The sequence below is a fragment of the Salinibacterium sp. NK8237 genome, from assembly GCF_015864955.1.
GTDB lineage: Bacteria > Actinomycetota > Actinomycetes > Actinomycetales > Microbacteriaceae > Rhodoglobus.
On record NZ_JADYWE010000002.1, the window covers coordinates 620,243 to 637,193 of the forward strand.

At 60.7% G+C, this 16,951-nt stretch carries 17 protein-coding genes; 10 read left to right on the forward strand and 7 right to left on the reverse strand.

The features are described from left to right. Position 1 precedes the first annotated feature (1 nt). From I6E56_RS13270 to I6E56_RS13290, 5 genes are read left to right on the forward strand one after another with little or no spacing between them, the layout of a single operon-like run. Positions 2 to 913, forward strand: a complete 912-nt coding sequence (locus I6E56_RS13270) for a catechol 1,2-dioxygenase (RefSeq protein ID WP_197138967.1) — start codon at positions 2 to 4, stop codon at positions 911 to 913. Next, positions 906 to 1,784: a fumarylacetoacetate hydrolase family protein gene (locus I6E56_RS13275; protein ID WP_197138968.1), complete on the forward strand. Its 879-nt coding sequence runs from the start codon at positions 906 to 908 to the stop codon at positions 1,782 to 1,784. Before I6E56_RS13270 ends, I6E56_RS13275 begins: the two co-directional genes overlap by 8 nt. Continuing rightward, positions 1,781 to 1,972, forward strand: coding sequence for a ferredoxin (locus I6E56_RS13280; protein WP_009774276.1), 192 nt, complete (start codon positions 1,781 to 1,783; stop codon positions 1,970 to 1,972). The genes I6E56_RS13275 and I6E56_RS13280 overlap by 4 nt, the downstream gene beginning before the upstream one ends. Further along, a complete protein-coding gene (locus I6E56_RS15370; protein WP_197138969.1) occupies positions 1,972 to 3,198 on the forward strand; it encodes an NAD(P)/FAD-dependent oxidoreductase in 1,227 nt (408 codons plus the stop codon). Before I6E56_RS13280 ends, I6E56_RS15370 begins: the two co-directional genes overlap by 1 nt. A gap of 55 nt (positions 3,199 to 3,253) precedes the next feature. Further along, the gene (locus I6E56_RS13290) at positions 3,254 to 4,069 is read left to right on the forward strand and encodes a carbon-nitrogen hydrolase family protein (RefSeq protein WP_197138970.1); all 816 of its coding nucleotides are present in this window, start codon (positions 3,254 to 3,256) and stop codon (positions 4,067 to 4,069) included. Here the strand turns inward: I6E56_RS13290 and I6E56_RS13295 are convergent. Next, positions 4,066 to 4,329, reverse strand: coding sequence for a helix-turn-helix domain-containing protein (locus I6E56_RS13295; protein WP_197138971.1), 264 nt, complete (start codon positions 4,327 to 4,329; stop codon positions 4,066 to 4,068). The two genes, I6E56_RS13290 and I6E56_RS13295, sit on opposite strands and share 4 nt — an antisense overlap. Positions 4,330 to 4,397: 68 nt before the next feature. Between I6E56_RS13295 and map the strand changes: the two genes are divergently transcribed. Beyond that, complete coding sequence (gene map, locus I6E56_RS13300; protein ID WP_197138972.1) at positions 4,398 to 5,168, forward strand: type I methionyl aminopeptidase; 771 nt, start codon at positions 4,398 to 4,400, stop codon at positions 5,166 to 5,168. Here the strand turns inward: map and I6E56_RS13305 are convergent. After that, positions 5,165 to 6,367, reverse strand: coding sequence for an aminotransferase class I/II-fold pyridoxal phosphate-dependent enzyme (locus I6E56_RS13305; protein ID WP_197138973.1), 1,203 nt, complete (start codon positions 6,365 to 6,367; stop codon positions 5,165 to 5,167). The two genes, map and I6E56_RS13305, sit on opposite strands and share 4 nt — an antisense overlap. A gap of 94 nt (positions 6,368 to 6,461) precedes the next feature. Between I6E56_RS13305 and I6E56_RS13310 the strand changes: the two genes are divergently transcribed. Both I6E56_RS13310 and I6E56_RS13315 read left to right on the forward strand, forming a co-directional pair. Continuing rightward, positions 6,462 to 7,016, forward strand: a complete 555-nt coding sequence (locus I6E56_RS13310) for a hypothetical protein (RefSeq protein ID WP_197138974.1) — start codon at positions 6,462 to 6,464, stop codon at positions 7,014 to 7,016. After that, positions 7,010 to 7,864, forward strand: coding sequence for a PKD domain-containing protein (locus I6E56_RS13315; RefSeq protein WP_307842860.1), 855 nt, complete (start codon positions 7,010 to 7,012; stop codon positions 7,862 to 7,864). Before I6E56_RS13310 ends, I6E56_RS13315 begins: the two co-directional genes overlap by 7 nt. Before the next feature lie 53 nt (positions 7,865 to 7,917). On the opposite strand, the gene I6E56_RS13320 is transcribed toward I6E56_RS13315, so the two are convergent. The 5 genes from I6E56_RS13320 to I6E56_RS13340 form a co-directional block, all read right to left on the reverse strand. Next, positions 7,918 to 8,955 (reverse strand): LacI family DNA-binding transcriptional regulator, encoded by a 1,038-nt coding sequence (locus I6E56_RS13320; RefSeq protein WP_197138975.1) that lies wholly within the window; start codon positions 8,953 to 8,955, stop codon positions 7,918 to 7,920. A 78-nt stretch (positions 8,956 to 9,033) separates the two neighbouring features. After that, positions 9,034 to 10,449: a GH1 family beta-glucosidase gene (locus I6E56_RS13325; RefSeq protein WP_197139054.1), complete on the reverse strand. Its 1,416-nt coding sequence runs from the start codon at positions 10,447 to 10,449 to the stop codon at positions 9,034 to 9,036. Positions 10,450 to 10,526: 77 nt separating this feature from the next. Further along, a complete protein-coding gene (locus I6E56_RS13330) occupies positions 10,527 to 11,426 on the reverse strand; it encodes a carbohydrate ABC transporter permease (RefSeq protein WP_197138976.1) in 900 nt (299 codons plus the stop codon). Further along, complete coding sequence (locus tag I6E56_RS13335) at positions 11,423 to 12,457, reverse strand: carbohydrate ABC transporter permease (RefSeq protein WP_197138977.1); 1,035 nt, start codon at positions 12,455 to 12,457, stop codon at positions 11,423 to 11,425. Before I6E56_RS13335 ends, I6E56_RS13330 begins: the two co-directional genes overlap by 4 nt. 97 nt (positions 12,458 to 12,554) lie before the next feature. After that, positions 12,555 to 13,844: an extracellular solute-binding protein gene (locus I6E56_RS13340; RefSeq protein WP_307842861.1), complete on the reverse strand. Its 1,290-nt coding sequence runs from the start codon at positions 13,842 to 13,844 to the stop codon at positions 12,555 to 12,557. Between the two features lie 285 nt (positions 13,845 to 14,129). Here I6E56_RS13340 and I6E56_RS13345 point away from each other — a divergent pair, with 285 nt between their 5' ends. Both I6E56_RS13345 and I6E56_RS13350 read left to right on the forward strand, forming a co-directional pair. Beyond that, positions 14,130 to 15,794: a trypsin-like peptidase domain-containing protein gene (locus I6E56_RS13345; RefSeq protein WP_231606631.1), complete on the forward strand. Its 1,665-nt coding sequence runs from the start codon at positions 14,130 to 14,132 to the stop codon at positions 15,792 to 15,794. Between the two features lie 128 nt (positions 15,795 to 15,922). Beyond that, the gene (locus I6E56_RS13350) at positions 15,923 to 16,951 is read left to right on the forward strand and encodes a glycosyltransferase family 2 protein (RefSeq protein WP_197138978.1); all 1,029 of its coding nucleotides are present in this window, start codon (positions 15,923 to 15,925) and stop codon (positions 16,949 to 16,951) included.

A 16,951-nucleotide genomic window follows, 5' to 3' on the forward strand; every position in this document is an offset into this window, starting at 1 on the left:
CATGGGAGAAGTAGTTGGCGCTGGGCTGATCGCCCACGTACCTACGATCATGTTGCCCAAAGAGATCCGCATGGAACTCAATGAGGGCAAGGACTCAACGCTCGTTGAAGGCCTCGAACGACTCCGCAAGGACTACTTCGAGAATGACGATTACGACACTGTTGTCGTGCTCGATAGCCACTGGGCGACCACGGTTGAATTCGTCGTTACGGCGCACGAGCGTCGCCACGGCAAGTTCACGTCAGAAGAACTTCCTCGCGGGATGAGCGGTGTGCCGTACGACTTCATCGGCGACCCGGAGCTCGCGAAGCTCATGGGGGAACAGGCCGAAAAGAACGGCACTTGGATCACCCCGATCGACGACGAGTACTTGCCGATCATGTACGCCACGATCAACCTGTGGGAGTACCTCGGCAAGGGCTTGCCCGACAAGAAGTGGGTGAGCGTCTCCATTTGTCAGACCGCCACCGATGAAGACTTCTTGCGTGCGGGGCGCGCGATTGGCGAAGCGATTGCCAAGAGCGACCGCCGCGTCATCCTGCTCGCCTCCGGTGCGCTTTCGCACACGTTCTATAAGCTGCGTGATCTACGCAAGCACGAGATGGCCGACCCGGCCCACATTTTCTCGGATGCTGCCCGCGAGGCAGACTACGAACGTCTCGATTGGTTCAAGGCTGGAGACCACGCCCAGGTGTTGGAAACGATGCCCGCGTTCCAGAAGGTTCGCCCCGAGGCCATGTTTGGTCACTGGCTCATGACGGCGGGTGCCATCGGCGAAGAAGCCTGCACCGCCCCCGGCGTGATGTACAGCGACTACGAAAACTCCATCGGTACCGGTCAGGTTCACGTGTGGTTCCCGAAGCCAGAAGGTGGCTTCCCAGCAGCAAAGGATGTGGTTCTCTCTCGTGACTGAACTCCGCAGAATACTTCTTGATGGATACCCGACCCAGGTAACGCGCCACGGTGACGTTCTTGTTGCGGGCGACGGCCGCGAGGTCGGCGTCGACGACGCCATTCATTTGCCGCCGACCGAGCCGAGCAAGATCATCGCCGTGCACTTGAACTACGCGAGTCGCACCGAAGAGTTCATGACCAAGCTGCCGGCGGCACCGACCTACTTTCAGAAGCCGGTCACTGCTCTCAACACCCACAAGGGTGATGTTGTGCGGCCCGAAGGCTGCAAGTGGTTGAACTTCGAGGGTGAAATCGTCATCGTTATCGGCCGCACGTGCCGCAACGTTTCGCCCGAGCAGGCCAGCGACTACATCGCCGGCTATTCGATCGGCAATGACTACGGTCTGCACGATTTCCGGGACACGGATGCCGGTTCCATGCTGCGCGTCAAGGGCAGCGACACGCTCGCCCCGGTTGGCCCCGGTCTCGTTACGGATTGGGATTTCCGCGGCAAGCAGTTGCGCACCATCGTGAACGGTGAGGTCAAGCAAGACGACAACACCGACAATATGGAGTGGGACATGAACTACCTCGTGGCCGATATTGCACGCACCATCACGTTGAGCCCCGGTGACATGCTGTTCTCGGGAACTCCCGCGTTCTCGCGTCCGGTTCAGCCTGGCGACGTTGTTGAGGTCGAAGTTGAAGGCCTCGGCAAGCTCACGAACCGTATCGTTACGGGCCCGACTGCCATCCGAACCGACGTGGGGGCACAACCCACCGAGAGCGAAGAGGTAATGTCGACAGCAATGGGTGGCGACTGGGAGTTCCGAGGCATTCGAACTCCGTCGAAAGATCTCTACCCGTCGAAAGTTGAGGAAAAACGATGATCAAAATCGAAGTCGACATGAACCAGTGCCAGCACTACGGCCAGTGCGTGTTTGAGGCACCTGACAACTTCAAGCTCAACGACGACGACAAGCTTGAGTATGTGGCCGAAGCGCCCGACTCGGAGCGCGACAACATTGAAGCCGCAGTTGATGTGTGCCCGATGCAGGCCATTCGAATCGTCGAATAGTGGCTGAGGCTAACCCCGCCGCACCGGTTGTTATCGTCGGTGCGGCGATGGGTGGGCTGCGCGCGGCGGAGTCTCTTCGTCGTTCGGGCTACACCGGTGCGATCCGCGTGGTTGGTGAAGAACTTCACGCCCCCTACAACCGTCCGCCTCTGTCGAAAGAGGTGCTGGCCACGGACGTGACTCACGAGGCTGTGGCGTTCCCGTCGCGTGCCGAAATGGGTGATGTTGAGTGGATGCTCGGGGTGCGGGCAACTGCGGTCGATCTCGATGCGCACACTCTCACCACAGACGATGGCTCTGTGCAGGAGTGGCGTGCCCTGGTTATCGCGACGGGCTTGCGCGCTCGCCGGTTGGATTTTGCCCCGATCGCTGGGCGTCACGTTGTCCGTTCGCTGGATGACGCGATGGCTCTGCGCGCCGAACTCACCGAGGGCGCGCGCGTTGTTGTCGTCGGCTCAGGCTTCTTAGGCTGTGAACTGAGCGCCACCGCTCGCAAGCTGGGCTGCTCGGTCACGATTGTCACGCCGAGTGCTGAGCCCATGATGCGTCCGTTGGGTGACCTCGTCGCGAAGGAGATGCGTCGTCGTCTTACCGAAGAGGGCGTAGAGATTTTCTCCGGCGTGACTGTTGCGGCGATCAACGGCGAGGCTTCGGTCGAGTCTGTTGAGCTGAGCGATGGCCGCGTTCTTGAGGCTGATGTCGTGATCGAGTCTGTTGGTTCGCACTGCAACATCGAGTGGCTTGAGGGAACGAACCTCGATGTCTCGGATGGGGTGCTCGCCGATAACGCGATGCGCGCGGTCACGACCGATGGAATCGCTCTCGATGACGTCTATGTTGTGGGCGATATTGCTCGCTTCCCGAACCCCATGTTCGATGACGTTCCGCGTCGCGTCGAGCACTGGAACATCCCGACCGACACCGGCAAGCGTGCTGGTGCCGTGCTGGCAGCACACCTTGCCGACGACGGATCATTCGCTGATGTAGTGGCGAAACCGTTCGCTCCGGTGCCGTCGTTCTGGTCTAACCAGTTCGAGATCAAGCTGCAGGCCTACGGTCTGTTGGGGCTGGTGTCGGATGACGACATCCGCGTCCTTGAGGGAGACCTCAGCGACCAGGCTGCCGTCGGTTACTATCGCGACGGCCGTCTCGTAGGCGTGCTCGGAATTGGCATGAAGGCCGCGCTGCTGCCGTATCGCAAGCAGATTGCGGAGGGCGGCGCGTAGCCGTTTCTCCGACGGTTCCCGGCTGGCTGTTGCGGCGGGGTCGTAGGCTGGTGTCATGACTCCCGCTTCGACCGTTGCTGTTGCCCAGTTCGTGCCCGGCTCTGACCGTGATGAAAACATCGCGCAGATCACCGAGCTTGCTGAGCGCGCCGTCGAGCGCGGCGCGAGCTTTGTGGTTTTCCCGGAGTACTCGTCGTACTTCACGGCCACTATGGGCGAAGACTGGGTCACCGCCGCCGAGCCGCTCGATGGCCCTTTCGTGCAGGCGCTGACCTCGCTGGCGCAACGGTTGCGCATTCATCTCGCTGCGGGCATGTTGCAGTCGAGCGATGAAGATAACCGCTTCTGGAACACGTTGGTCGCTATTGCTCCCACCGGTGCAATCGTCGCGACCTACAGCAAGCAACACCTCTACGATGCGTTCGGGCAGCGTGAATCAGACTGGGTCATCCCCGGGTCGATCAGCGAGCCGACAACGTTCTCGTGGGAGGGCTTCACTGTCGGTTTGCAGACCTGCTACGACATCCGTTTTCCGGAGGTGTCACGCCGTTTGGTGGATGCCGGAGCCAACCTCATTGTGGTGCCTGCCGAGTGGGTGCGCGGCCCGCTCAAGGAATACCACTGGCGCACGCTGCTTACCGCCCGCGCGATTGAGAACACTGTTTTTCTTGCGGCAGCCGATCATGCCCCGCCAATCGGTGTCGGTCACAGCATGGTCGTCGACCCGATGGGCGTCGAGCTTGTCACGATTGGGGAGCGCACGGATGTTGCTGTCGCCCACATCGAACTCGCTCGCCTAGACGAGGTGCGGGCCACGAACCCGGCACTGTCGCTGCGCCGCTACGGCGTGCACCCGCTCGAGGAGCGTTAGGCCGAGCGCCGCTGTTCAGGCTCGCGAACTTCGGCCCAGACGTCATCGAGAGATAGCCCAATAGCATCGGCGACGGCCGCGATGGTGGGGAATGCTGGGGTCGCGATGCGACCTGTTTCGATCTTGCGAAGAGTCTCGGGGGAGATGCCAGCTGCGAGGGCGGTGTCGAGGATCGACCGCGCACCTCGCCCACGCCGGAGCGCCATGCCGAGGCGTTTTCCGCGTTCGACTTCAGAGGGGGAGAGCGGCAATCGGACCATGCGTCGATTCTATACCGGGATAATATGGCCGGTATAGTTATTCGAAGTGTTCTGGTGTGGAGGCGTCAATGATCGAAATTCTTAGCCCCGGAGAGTTGCTTCGCGCGCGGGAGACGGGGGCTCTGGTCGCCCACATTCTGCAGACCTTGAAGGGTAGAGCACGGGTCGGCACTAACCTGCTCGAGATCGACCATTGGGCTCAGTCGATGATCCTGGAGGCGGGCGCGACCTCGTGCTACGTCGACTATGCACCGTCGTTCGGGCGTGGTCCGTTCGGGCACTACATCTGCACAGCGGTGAATGACGCGGTGCTTCATGGACTGCCGCACGACTACTCGCTCGCCGAGGGCGACCTTCTTACTCTCGACCTCGCGGTGATTCTCGATGGCGTCGCGGCAGACTCGGCGATCAGTTTTGTCGTGGGGGAGTCGCAGCCGGCAGAGAGCCTCGCGCTGATCGACGTCACGCAGTGGGCGCTCGCTGAGGGCATTGCGGCGGCGCGACCCGGCAACCGGATTGGCGACATTTCACATGCGATCGGTACCGTGCTCAGCAAGGCCGGGTATCCCATCAACATGGAATTCGGCGGTCACGGCATCGGTTCGACAATGCACCAAGATCCGCACGTTGCCAACGACGGACGGCCAGGGCGAGGGTATCCGCTTCGCGCTGGGATGCTCTTGGCGTTGGAACCGTGGGTGATGGCCGATACTGCTGAGCTGGTGACGGATGCCGATGGCTGGACCTTACGCAGTGCGACCGGTTGCCGCACGGCTCACAGCGAGCATACGATCGCCATCACCGACGATGGTGCAGAAATCTTGACCGTCGTTCGCTAGTGACGCAGCTTCATCCCTGAGAGCTGAGCTGCAGCCCGGTCGAGCACATCGGTCTGTTTGCAATAGGCGAAGCGGATGAGTGTGTTGTAGTCGCCGTGGTTGGCGGGGTGCACGAACGCGGTGACGGGGATTCCGACGACTCCGGTGAGTTCGGGCAGTTGGCGGCAGAATTCGGCGGCATCCGTGACTCCGAGGGGTGCGGCATCCGCAATGATGAAGTAGCCAGCTTGGGGCGTGCTCACGTCGAAGCCGGCATTACGCAGCCCGGCGCCGAGGGTGTCGCGCTTGCGGGCAAGGCCGTTGGCGAGCTCGTCGAAGTAGCTGTCGGGGAGCCCAAGGCCTGCGGCGATGCCGTGTTGCAGTGGAGCACCGTTGACGTAGGTGAGGTATTGCTTCACCGCCATGATGGCCTGCAGGATGGGCTGGGGCGCGGTGATCCAGCCGATCTTCCAGCCGGTGGTGTTGAACGTCTTGCCGCCGCTGGAAATGCTGATGGTGCGGTTGAACGCACCCGGCAGGCTTGCGACGGGGATGTGCTCGAAGCCGAAGGTGATGTGTTCGTACACTTCGTCGGTCACGATGAGTGCGTCGTATTTGTGAGCGAGCTCGACGATCAGTTCGAGTGTTTCGCGATCAAGCACAGCACCGGTCGGATTATGCGGGCTGTTCAGGATGATGAGACGAGTGCGCCCGCTGAAGGCGGCGCGGATGTCGTCGTGGTTGGGCTGAAAGTCGGGGGAGCGCAGTGGCACCGTCACATGGGTGGCGCGCGCGTAGTTGATCATGGCGCCGTAGGCGTCGTAGAACGGTTCGAGGGTGATGACCTCATCGCCCTCGTTGGTCAGCGCGAGGATAGTTGCCGCTAGCGCTTCGGTGGCGCCGGCTGTCGCAAGAACTTCAGTGTCAGGGTCGAGTTCGATTCCGTAGAAGCGTTCCTGGTGTTCGGCGATCGCATTGCGCAGCACCGGAAAACCGTTGCCTGGTGGGTATTGGTTAGCACCGTCGCTGATTGCTTTGCGGGCGGCATCCAACACTTCGGCGGGGCCGTCTTCGTCAGGAAAGCCCTGACCTAGGTTGATGGCGCCGCTGGTAACGGCGAGGGCCGACATCTCGGCAAAAATTGTTTGGCTCAGTTGCCCGTCGGCGCCGAGCAGCATGGCGCCATTGGCGGCGCGTTCCCAAGATCCAGTGACTGTCATTGTTCCGCAAGCCTAACCACTTGCCGGGGCTGTTTCTGTTTTTGGCTGTGGAAAGATGAGCGCCCAGAACGTCGGCGATGCCTAGCGTCGGTATATGCGGCTACCGAACCTCGTACGTGTATCGGGCGGCGTGCTCCTCTTAGCGCTACTGAGCGGATGCGTGCCCGCCGATACGACGACGCCCTTACCCGAGCCCACAGCCACTTTCGTCGCGCCCTACGCGACTGACGAAGAAGCGCTCGCGGCGGCCGAGGCGGCGTATGCGGAGTACGTGTCCGCGGTCAACAAAGCACTGAGGACGGGTGATGTCGATACACCCGCATTCGAGGCTGTCGCGACCGGGGCGGAGTTGTCTGACGCTATCGACGTCTATTCACAAATTGCGGCCGAGGGAAAGCGCTCGACCGCAGACATAACCTTTGATCAGGCGGTACTGCAGCGTTACTCGCGTGATGCTTCTCCGAGCGAGGTAATAACGATCTACGTATGCGAAGACCTCTCGGATGCATTCCTTGTGGATGAAGGTGGTGAGCGTGTGAGGGAAGATGACATTCCCCCTCGAACGATGCAACTCACTTTCGATTTTTCGCCTGATTCCGGAAGTCTGTTGCTGTCTGACCGGCAGGTGTGGGACGACGCCGAGTGTTGAAAATATTCTCCTTTGCGGCCGCCGCAGTCCTGATGGCCATTCCGGCTTTGCCCACCGAGATAGCCCTATCCGCGTCGCGTACCTGTCAAGCAGGTGCCGAGCTCAACGGCAGCCCAGATTGTCAGGCTGTTGCCTCAGTTGGAGCCGGGGGTGTCGATATCGAAGGCACCAGAGAAACCGGGGGATCCTCCGGCGGCTACGAATATGGCGCAGGAACCGACACCGGATACGACACCGAAGGTGCCGCCTACATCCCGGTTGAGGATCCTGCTTTCGACAGTGTCGAGGAAGCCTGGTGCGATATCCAACGCCTCGAATGCTTACCCTGGACCCCGCCGGCCGAGGACGCCGATGGTGAGACCGGCCCGATCACTATCTCCGACATCGCCACTTTCCGCCCACAGACGACCACTGCGGGCATGCAACCCAACCAGTGGATGATCGTCGGTCTCGACACCAACTTCTACGCCAACGCCTCCGCCCATGTCGTCGACGGCACCCTATTCGGTGGCACCGCCCAAGTGCGATTCACCCCGGTCGTTTACAACTGGGACTACGGCGACGGCACCACCGCCAGCCTCGGCACTCCCGGCAAGACCTGGGCGAAGAACAAGATCGCCGAATTCGACCCAACCCCCACCAGCCACGTGTTTGAAGAACCCGGCAACTACACGATCACACTCGCCGTTACCTACGCGGCCGAATACCGCGTCGCCGGCAGCAGCTGGCAGAACGTCGTCGGCACCCTCACCATCGTCGCCCCGCCCCTCACCGCAACAGCCGGACATGCAACAACCGTGCTCGTCGACCAAGACTGCATCGCCAACCCCTCCGGCATCGGCTGCTAGAGCAGCCAGTCTCAGCTAACCGCAGGCGCCAGTACACGCAGCTGCGAGCAAACTCAGACCCCTGCGACCGTCGATTCGCGCACAATGAGCTCGATCGGAATTGGCACAAACCGTTCTACAGTCTCGCCAGCGATCATCCGCAATAGCGTCTCCGCCATCACCGCACCCTTGGCATCCGTATTCAAGTCGACCGATGTCAACGGCGGCTGCGCGCTAGTCGAAAAGAAATTGTTGTCGATCGTCGCCACCGCGATATCCCCAGGAATCGCGACACCACGCTCTTTCAAAACCCCCACCGCACCATGCGCCATTTGTGCGGTAGCCGCCACCAACCCATCGATCGAATCCCCCCGATCGAGAATTCGCACCATAGCCGCAGCGCCGCCAGCGGGCGTCAAATCGCCCTCCTCGAATGGGCCCTCGGCAAGCCCGGCGAGCGCAAGTGTCGAACGCCACCCCTCCGTGCGATCAAGACCAGCCGACATGCCCAACGGTGCACCGATCATCCCAATCCGAGCGCGCCCGCAATCCACCAAGTGCTGGGTCGCAAGAACTGCAGAATCCACATTGTCGACATCGACAACAGAAAATGGTCCGTCATCGGAGCTCAAAGGTCGAACACCGAATACCACTGGCAGAGCGCGGGAAAGTGACACGTAATCCGCATCACGGGTGTAATGCGACAAAATCAGGGCGCCATCAACATTGCCGCCCTCAAGAAACCGACGCGTCTTCGCCGGATCATCATCCGATTCAATCAGCAACGTCAGCGTGTAATCCGTCGTCGCCATGTGCAGCGCCGCCCCCTGAATCACCGCCGCAAAATAGGGGTCAGCAAAGAACTTTGATGTCTGCTGGGGGATGACCATCGCAATGGATTGAGTCGTGCGCTTGGCAAGATTGCGCGCTGTGCGATTCGGCACATAGTTCAGCTCGCTAATCGCATTAGTGACAGCAGCGATTGCCTCCTCGGTTACCTGCGAAGAACCATTGATCACCCGCGACGCAGTCGAACGCGAAACCTTTGCGCGCTGCGCGACCGCCAGCAACGTTGGCGGTGCCACGGCGGGAACATCCGTGTCGTTCGTCATCATTGCCTTTCGTGGGCGGCGGTGACGTTAATCGTAGCGTCGAGAGTCGTGCAGCCCAGTGGCGGCGCACCCTGCTAACTACTCAGGAATACGGTGCTCAGTAATCAGAGTTTTCACCCACAGACCGCTGTCCTTCACGACGCGCTCTTGAGAGTCGTAGTCGACATACACAATGCCGAACCGTTTGCTGTACCCGTAGCCCCACTCAAAGTTATCGAGCAACGACCACACCAGATACCCACGCAAGTCCACACCACGCTCGATAGCCCGATGAGCGGCGGTGAAATGGCGACGCAAATAATCGACGCGCTCAGCGTCGTGCACCGCCCCATCCACCACAGTGTCCTCAAATGCGGCTCCGTTCTCAGTGATGATCAGCGGCATTTCGGGGAACTGTTCGCTGAGGGAAACCAGCAACTCCTCCAGACCATCCGGCGCAATATTCCACCCCATCGACGTATACGGGCCTGCTTGTTTCAGAAACTCAACGTGACCGCTGCCCGGCCAAGGCGAACCGCCAACATCTTTGTGGCCGTCCGCGTTCTCTTTCGGCGACGCGCCATCCCACATCCGCACCGTAGCCGTGGAGTAATAGTTGACGCCCAGAAAGTCGATGTCTTGGTGGATGATCTCCAGATCTCCCGGCAGCACGAAGCTCCAGTCGGTGATCTCCGCAGTGTCCTCGAGTAAGTCTGCCGGGTATTCGCCCCGCAACATGGGACCGGTGAATGCTCGGTTGGCGAGAGCATCGATGCGGCGCTGAGCTTCGGGGGAGGTCGCGTCGTCGCCCCGCAGAACATGGAAGTTCAGCGTGACCGAGTACTGAGCATCGGTGGTCACCGTTTTGCGTAACGACTGCAACGCCAAGCCGTGGGCCAACTGCAGGTGGTGAACCGATTGCAAAGCGGCGAGCGGTTCCATGCGGCCGGGAGCATGTGCTCCTGAACCATAGCCGAGGTAGGCGCTGCACCACGGCTCGTTGAGCGTGGTCCAGCAGTCCACTCGATCGCCGAGGTAGGCGCCCACAATTGCGGCGTATTCGGCGAAACGGTAGGCAGTCTCTCGCGAGGTCCACCCTCCGACATCTTCCAGCGCTTGCGGCAGGTCCCAGTGGTAAAGAGTGGCAATGGGGCGGATGCCGCGGGCAATGAGGCCGTCAACCAAACGTCCATAGAACTCGAGCCCGGCCTGCACAGGCTCGCCGGAGCCCAGCGGTTGGATGCGCGGCCACGCGATCGAGAAACGGTACGCCTCGAGTCCGAGCGATGCCATAAGGTCGAGATCGCTCTCGAGCCGGTTGTAGTGGTCATCCGCGATTGCGCCGGTGTCGCCGTTCACGATTGCCCCGGGGATGGCGCTGAAAGTGTCCCAAATTGATGCCCCGCGACCGTCGGCCTCGGTGGCACCTTCGATTTGATAGGAGGCGGTCGCTGACCCGATGAGAAAGTTGGGCGCAAATTCGAGGCCGGAATCGCGGTAAGTGGACGTGCCGATGTTCAAGGAGATCCTTTGGTTACGTGGTTGGAAGAAATATAAACGAGCGGGGTGAGTGCGGGATGTGGGTGCCCGGGTTAGCCCTTAACGGCGCCCTGCATGATGCCGGCGATGAGCTGGCGGCCCGCGATGACGAACAAGATCAGCAGCGGCACAACCGAAAGAACGGCGCCGGTGAGAACCAGCGAGTTGTCTGGCGTTTGGCCGCCGCTCGCGCTGAGCGCCGCGAGAGCAGTTTGCACGCTGGGGTTTGTCGGGCCAAGCACCAGCAAGGGCCACAAGAAGTCGGTCCAGGCGGCCATGAAGCTGAAGAGCCCGAGCACGGCCATCGCCGGTTTTGCGGCCGGGATAGCCACGTTCCAGAACGTGCCCCACATATTTGCCCCATCCATCCGGGCCGCTTCGATGAGCTCGTCAGGAATCACGTCAACGAGATATTGGCGCATGAAAAACACCCCAAAGGCGGTGACCATTCCGGGCACGATAACGGCCTGCAAGGTGCCGATCCAGTGCCAGTGCGCCATCAGCATGAAGAGCGGGATGATGCCGAGTTGGGTCGGAATCGCCATCGTCGCGATCACTCCGACCAGTAGTCCATTGCGCCCGCGGAAGCGAAGTTTGGCGAATGAATAGCCGGCAAGCGTCGAGAAGAAGACGACGGATGCCGCGATCGCGGTGGAGATGATGACGCTATTGATGAGCGCTTGGAAGAACGGCACGGTCGCAAACACTTCGGAGGCGTTCGCGAGAAAGTTGCCGCCGGGAACAACGGCCGGGGGCACGAGGTTGGTGTCGGACGACTGGCGGCTGCCGATCACGAACGACCACCAGAGGGGGAAGGCCGAGCCTGCGAAGAATGCGGCGAGTAGTGCGTAGGTGAGCACTCCGGGCCGTTCGTAGGTGGAGCGGCGACGTGCGCGGCGTTCGGCAAACCGTTCGGGAGTTGCCGGGCGCAGTCTTTCACTCAGGGCGCTCATTTGCGGCCTCCGTTGTATGTCGTCGCGACGTGAGGTCGTGGTTTGGCGACTTTCACCGGCCTGACGTCGTTGGTGCGAATAGCGCGGGTAATCGCGTAGTTGATGAGCCCCGCGAGAATGATGATGATGAACAGAATCCATGCGGTCGCTGCGGCCCGCCCGAAGTCACGACGAGGGAACGCAAGCTCATAGAGGTAGAGCACGATCGTTTGAAACTGGCGGCTTCCGCCACCGTTGGTACGTCCGTCAAACAATTTGGGTTCGGTGAAAATCTGGAGGCCACCGATGGTCGCGGTGATCACGACGAAAATGAGCGTTGGCCGAATCATCGGAATGGTGATCGACCAAAAGCGCCGGATCTTGTTAGCGCCGTCGAGGGCAGCCGACTCATAGACATCCCGCGGAATCGCTTGCATGGCGGCGAGCAGGATGAGTGCGTTGTAGCCGGTCCAGCGCCAGTTGACCATACTCGCGATCGCAATGTGCGAAGGAAGCACATCAAATGCCCAGCGAATCGGGTCGAGTCCGAAGAGATCGAGGAGGCCAGCAACGGGGCCCGTGTACTGGTTAAAGATTTGCGCGAAGATTACGGCGACGGCGACGGGAGCCACGATGTAGGGCAGCAGTATACTCATGCGCCAGAAGGTCTTGCCGCGCAGCGTCTGGTCGAGCAGCGCCGCGATGACGGTGGCGAACACCAGCTGGGGGAGCGCTGACAACAGGAAGATACTGACGGTGTTGCCGAAGGCGTTCCAGAAGAACGGGTCAGACAGCACCGATTGGTAGTTCGCTAGCCCGACGAAGTCGCCCTGCCCTTTGAGGAGGTGCCAGTCGTAGAGCGACACGTTGAGCGTGTAAACGATGGGAAAAATGCCGATGAGGGCAAACAGGATGAAGAAAGGCGCGATGTAGAGAAACGGCGACACCTTGTAGTCGAAATTCGACAACTTCTGCCGAAACGTAAGCACAGAGCGAGACTTCGGGCTCATGCGCTGGGTGACCGTTCTGCTGGTCGTGCTGGTGCTGGACATCGATCGGCCAATCCGCGTCGAGGGGCGTGGGGGATAGTGGGCGGTCGAGGAATTTGCAGTCCTCGGCCACCCACCAACAATTCAGGTTGAGCGCGTGCTAGCCGACCAACTGATTGAGCAACACCATCGCTTCATCCCAGGCGGCGTCACCGTCGGTGATTTCGCCCTGGCCGATGCGGTCAAAGACTGGACCGAAGACGTTGTCTTGGATGTTGGAGTCCTCCGGTCCCTTTACCTGAGCGATGACACCTTCGGAGCGAGCACTGAAGATCTCACCGACGGGGGCGTCGTTGAAGAACGCGTTAGTCGAGTCGGCTACGAGGGCTTGACCCTCGATCGTGCTCGGGAACGGTCCGGCAACTTCAAAGGCTGCGGCCTGCTGTTCGGGTGCAGCGAGCCAGAGCGCGAGAGCTGCTGCCTCCTCTTTGTGCTCGGATGATTCGGAGACACCCAGGAAGGCACCGCCCCAGTTAGCTGCACCGCCGGGGAGTACGTCGGCAAAGTCCCAACCACTGTCGGTAGTTCCTTCGTCGTAGTAGCCCTGCACAATTCCTAGCATCCAACTCGGGCACATATAGGTAGCGAAGTCGCCAGCCTTGGCCTGCGGTCCAACATCCCAGCCGGGCAGGCCAGCACCGAGACCGGCGTTTTCTGCGTCGACGATCTTGGCGAGTTGGTTCTTCAGGGCGGTGTTGCCCTCGATGTTCAACGTTTCGCCGTCGGCCTTGTAGTAGCCCTCAGCCTGCTGGTTCACGAATGAATTCCAGAAGAATCGGGGGCTGTGGTAAAACGCTTTTTCACTGGCTTCAACGTATTCATTGCCGACTTCGAAGAAGCGATCCCAGCTGGCGTCTTCGCCACCGAAGTACTCGGCAACTTCGCTCCGTTCGCTCGGCAGGCCTGCTGCCTCAAAGAGGTCGCCGCGGTAGCAGATGCCCTGCGGGCCGATGTCGAGACCGGCGCCGATGACGCGGCCATCGGCATCCGTTCCCTGCTCGTATTTCCAGTCGAGCCAATCGCTCTTGACATCTTCGATGCCGTAGTCGCGCAGGTCGACAAAGGATCCGCTGACTTCCTGAATCGTGCTGAGCCAGCCTTCTTCGATCGCGACGACGTCGCTGAGGCCGGTGCCGGCGGCAATCTTGGCGTAGGCGTCGTCGCGGGCGGCGCCGCCACCCTCGAGGTTCGTCGCCTCGATAACGATATTCGGGTGTTCTTCCATGTACTTGTCGTAATTCGCATCGACACCCATGGTGCCGAACGTGGTGATCGAGAGGGTGATCTTTCCATCGTCAGAACCGCCACCGGATGCGGTGCATCCGGAAACGGCCATCGTGAAGATTGCGGCACCTGCGATCGTGGCTGTTATTGCGCGTCGTGAACTCACGGCACTCCTTTGTGGACGTGTATCAGGGGGTGGGAGCGCTTCATAACCAATTTCATGGAAGCGCTCCCATGAACGTTTCATAAGACTAGATATGCTCGGATTCGCTGTCAAGAGTTTTCATGGAAGCGATCCCATGAAACTGAATAAATACAAAACCCGCACAAAAAGAGAGCATCTGGGCCGCAGCGAACCCAACTCGTGTCAACCGCGCAGCCCACCCACAGCAGACCTAAATAGAATGCACAGGTTAGCGATGGAAGCTTGCATCGCTGAAAGGAGCACACCATGACTCAGGTCCCCGAAGAACCCACCCCCGATGTAACACCCGAAGGTGCAACACCCGAAGATGTAGCACCCCAAGAGAGCAGCACCCTAGCCAGCACCCCCGAGACAGCAGCTCAGGCTGAGGCGACTCCCGTCGCAGCCGACGCTGCAGAAACGGCAGTAGCAGCGAACACCGCGGATATGTCCGCTGGCGTCGACAGCACGCCCACCCAGACTTCTTCCACCGAAGCCGCACCCGGTGTCGCTCCGGTGGAAACCCCGCCTGTTGCAGGCACAGCGATCGCCGCGAACGCTGCAGCATCAGAAACCACCGCAGGGCCCACGGCACAGGCAACAACAGCGCCCACGGTGCAGGCACACGCAGCTCCAGCCGCTCTTGGGTCGAACCCCGGCGCAAGCTTCGGTCCCGCAGCAGTACCGGCGGCGGCAGCTGCCGAGCCCACCTCTTCCAAAAAGAGGCCTCGCATGACACTCGGCCTCGTCGCCGGATTCGCCATCGTCGCGCTCCTCGGCGGTGCATCCGGAGCAGGCGTCACACTCTGGGCTCTGGGAAACCAAGCAACCTCCGCCGTGAGCGGCACGGCAAGCCCGGCTTCCATCACCGTCAACGATCCCGGTAACGCAACACTCGTTACCTCAGTGGTCGCTACTGCAGCTCCCGCGATCGTCACGATCAACGTCACCGGCGAAAACGCTGGCGGAAGCGGATCCGGCGTGATCATTAGCGAAGACGGCAACGTCATCACCAATGCCCACGTTGTCACTCTCGATGGCGAAGTCTCTGACCCAACAGTCACCGTGACCACTGACGATGGACGCCTCCTTTCTGCGACTGTCATCGGCTTCGACGCGATCTCAGACATCGCGGTTATCCACATCGACGATGTCAGTGACATGCCATACATCACGATCGCCGATTCCAGCGAACTCAACGTGGGAGACAGCACCGTCGCAATCGGCGCCCCTCTTGGCCTCTCAGGAACGGTCACCAGCGGAATCGTCAGTGCCCTCAACCGCAGCATCACGATCGCTTCTTCGGCGCTGCCGGAAGATCCTGAGGCAAGCACCGAAGCCCCTGACGACAGCGGCGACCAAGACCTCTGGAACTTCGACCTCTTCGGTGAAGACGGCCAGGGTAGCGGGCAAAGCTCGTCATCTCAGGCCTCGGTAGCTCTTGCCGTGATTCAGACGGATGCCGCTATCAACCCCGGAAACTCCGGTGGCGCACTGCTGAACTCTGACGGTGAACTCATCGGAATCAACGTCGCGATCGCATCGTCGGGTGGCACTGAAGGCAGCATCGGTGTCGGCTTCGCCATTCCGTCGAATGTCGCTAGCCGCGTCGCGAACGAGATTCTCGAAACGGGAACCGCAACTCATGGTCTCCTCGGAGCATCCGTCGCCGACGTCACCGACGACCCTGCCCAGAGTGACGCCGAAGTTGTTGGTGCCAGCATCGTTGACGTCTCCGCTGGCGGTGCAGCCGAGGAAGCCGGACTCGAGGTTGGTGACATCGTCACCGGCTTCGATGGTCTGCCCATCACTAACAAGACGGACCTCACCGCTCAGGTGCGTGCCTACGCCGCCGGCGAAACAGTGCCGCTGACGTATGTGCGAGACGGAAAGGGATACTCCGTTGATGTAACCCTTGGTTCGCTCGAGTAAACGAGCCAACTACCGTGTGCGGCGTCACAGGCTAACGGCCTGGGGCGCCGCACACGTGTGTAACCACCGAAGTGTGCACAGGACGCGATAAGCTCGACCGACAAAACCGGCCCGACGTATTGGAACCCATGGCAAAGAAGGCTCAAGCCCTCACTGGTGTGTCGTATGTGATGCCTGTGCTCAACGAAGTTGAACATATCGAGGCGGCCGTCGACAGTCTCACCGCGCAGGACTATGAGGGACCCTTCGAGATTGTGCTCGCGTTGGGCCCGAGTATCGATGGCACAAACGCCGTCATTGACGAAATGGCTCGGATCGATCCGCGCATACGTCACATCCCCAATGAACTTGGTTCCACTCCGGGTGGCCTCAACGCCGCCATCCGCGCGTCGACCTACCCCATTGTCGTGCGGGTAGATGCCCACTCCGTGCTGCCAACGGACTACACCCGCGTTGCTGTTGACACTCTCGAACGCACCGGTGCCGATAACGTCGGCGGCATCATGAAAGCCCAGGGGCGCACCCCATTCGAGCGGGCGGTTGCCCACGCCTACGGCTCGCCGGAAGGTCTCGGCGGCACCCAGCACCACACGGGCGGCAAAGAAGGTCCTGCCGATACCGCCTACCTTGGCGTCTTCCAGCGCGAACGCCTTGTCGAAGTCGGCCTCTTCGACGAAGACATTAAGCGTGGTCAAGACTGGGAGCTAAACCGTCGTTTGCGCGCGACCGGCGGCACGGTGTGGTTCACGCCGCAGCTAGAAGTCCTCTACCGGCCACGATCCAATCTGCGCACCCTTGTCCGTCAGTTCGTCGCCACCGGTATTTGGCGCGGGGAACTCGCTCGTCGATTCGGCACTGCGAACTCGCCTCGCTACTTTGTGCCTCCGCTGGCTGTGCTGGGAACAGCCATCGGTCTCATCCTCGGAATTATCGCGAGCATCACCGGCACAGGCTGGTTGGCTGTCTCTTACGCTGCTCCAGCGGTCTACGCACTCTTCGTCATCGCCGCCGCCGCTGTTGCCGGGGCCAAAGACGGGTTAAGATCAGGTCTTTGGTATCTGATTGTGCTTCCCTGTATTCATTTCGGCTGGGGCAGTGGATTCATTCTCGGGTTCCTGAAACTCACTAAAAACATCACTGCGCAAACGGGAAGATAA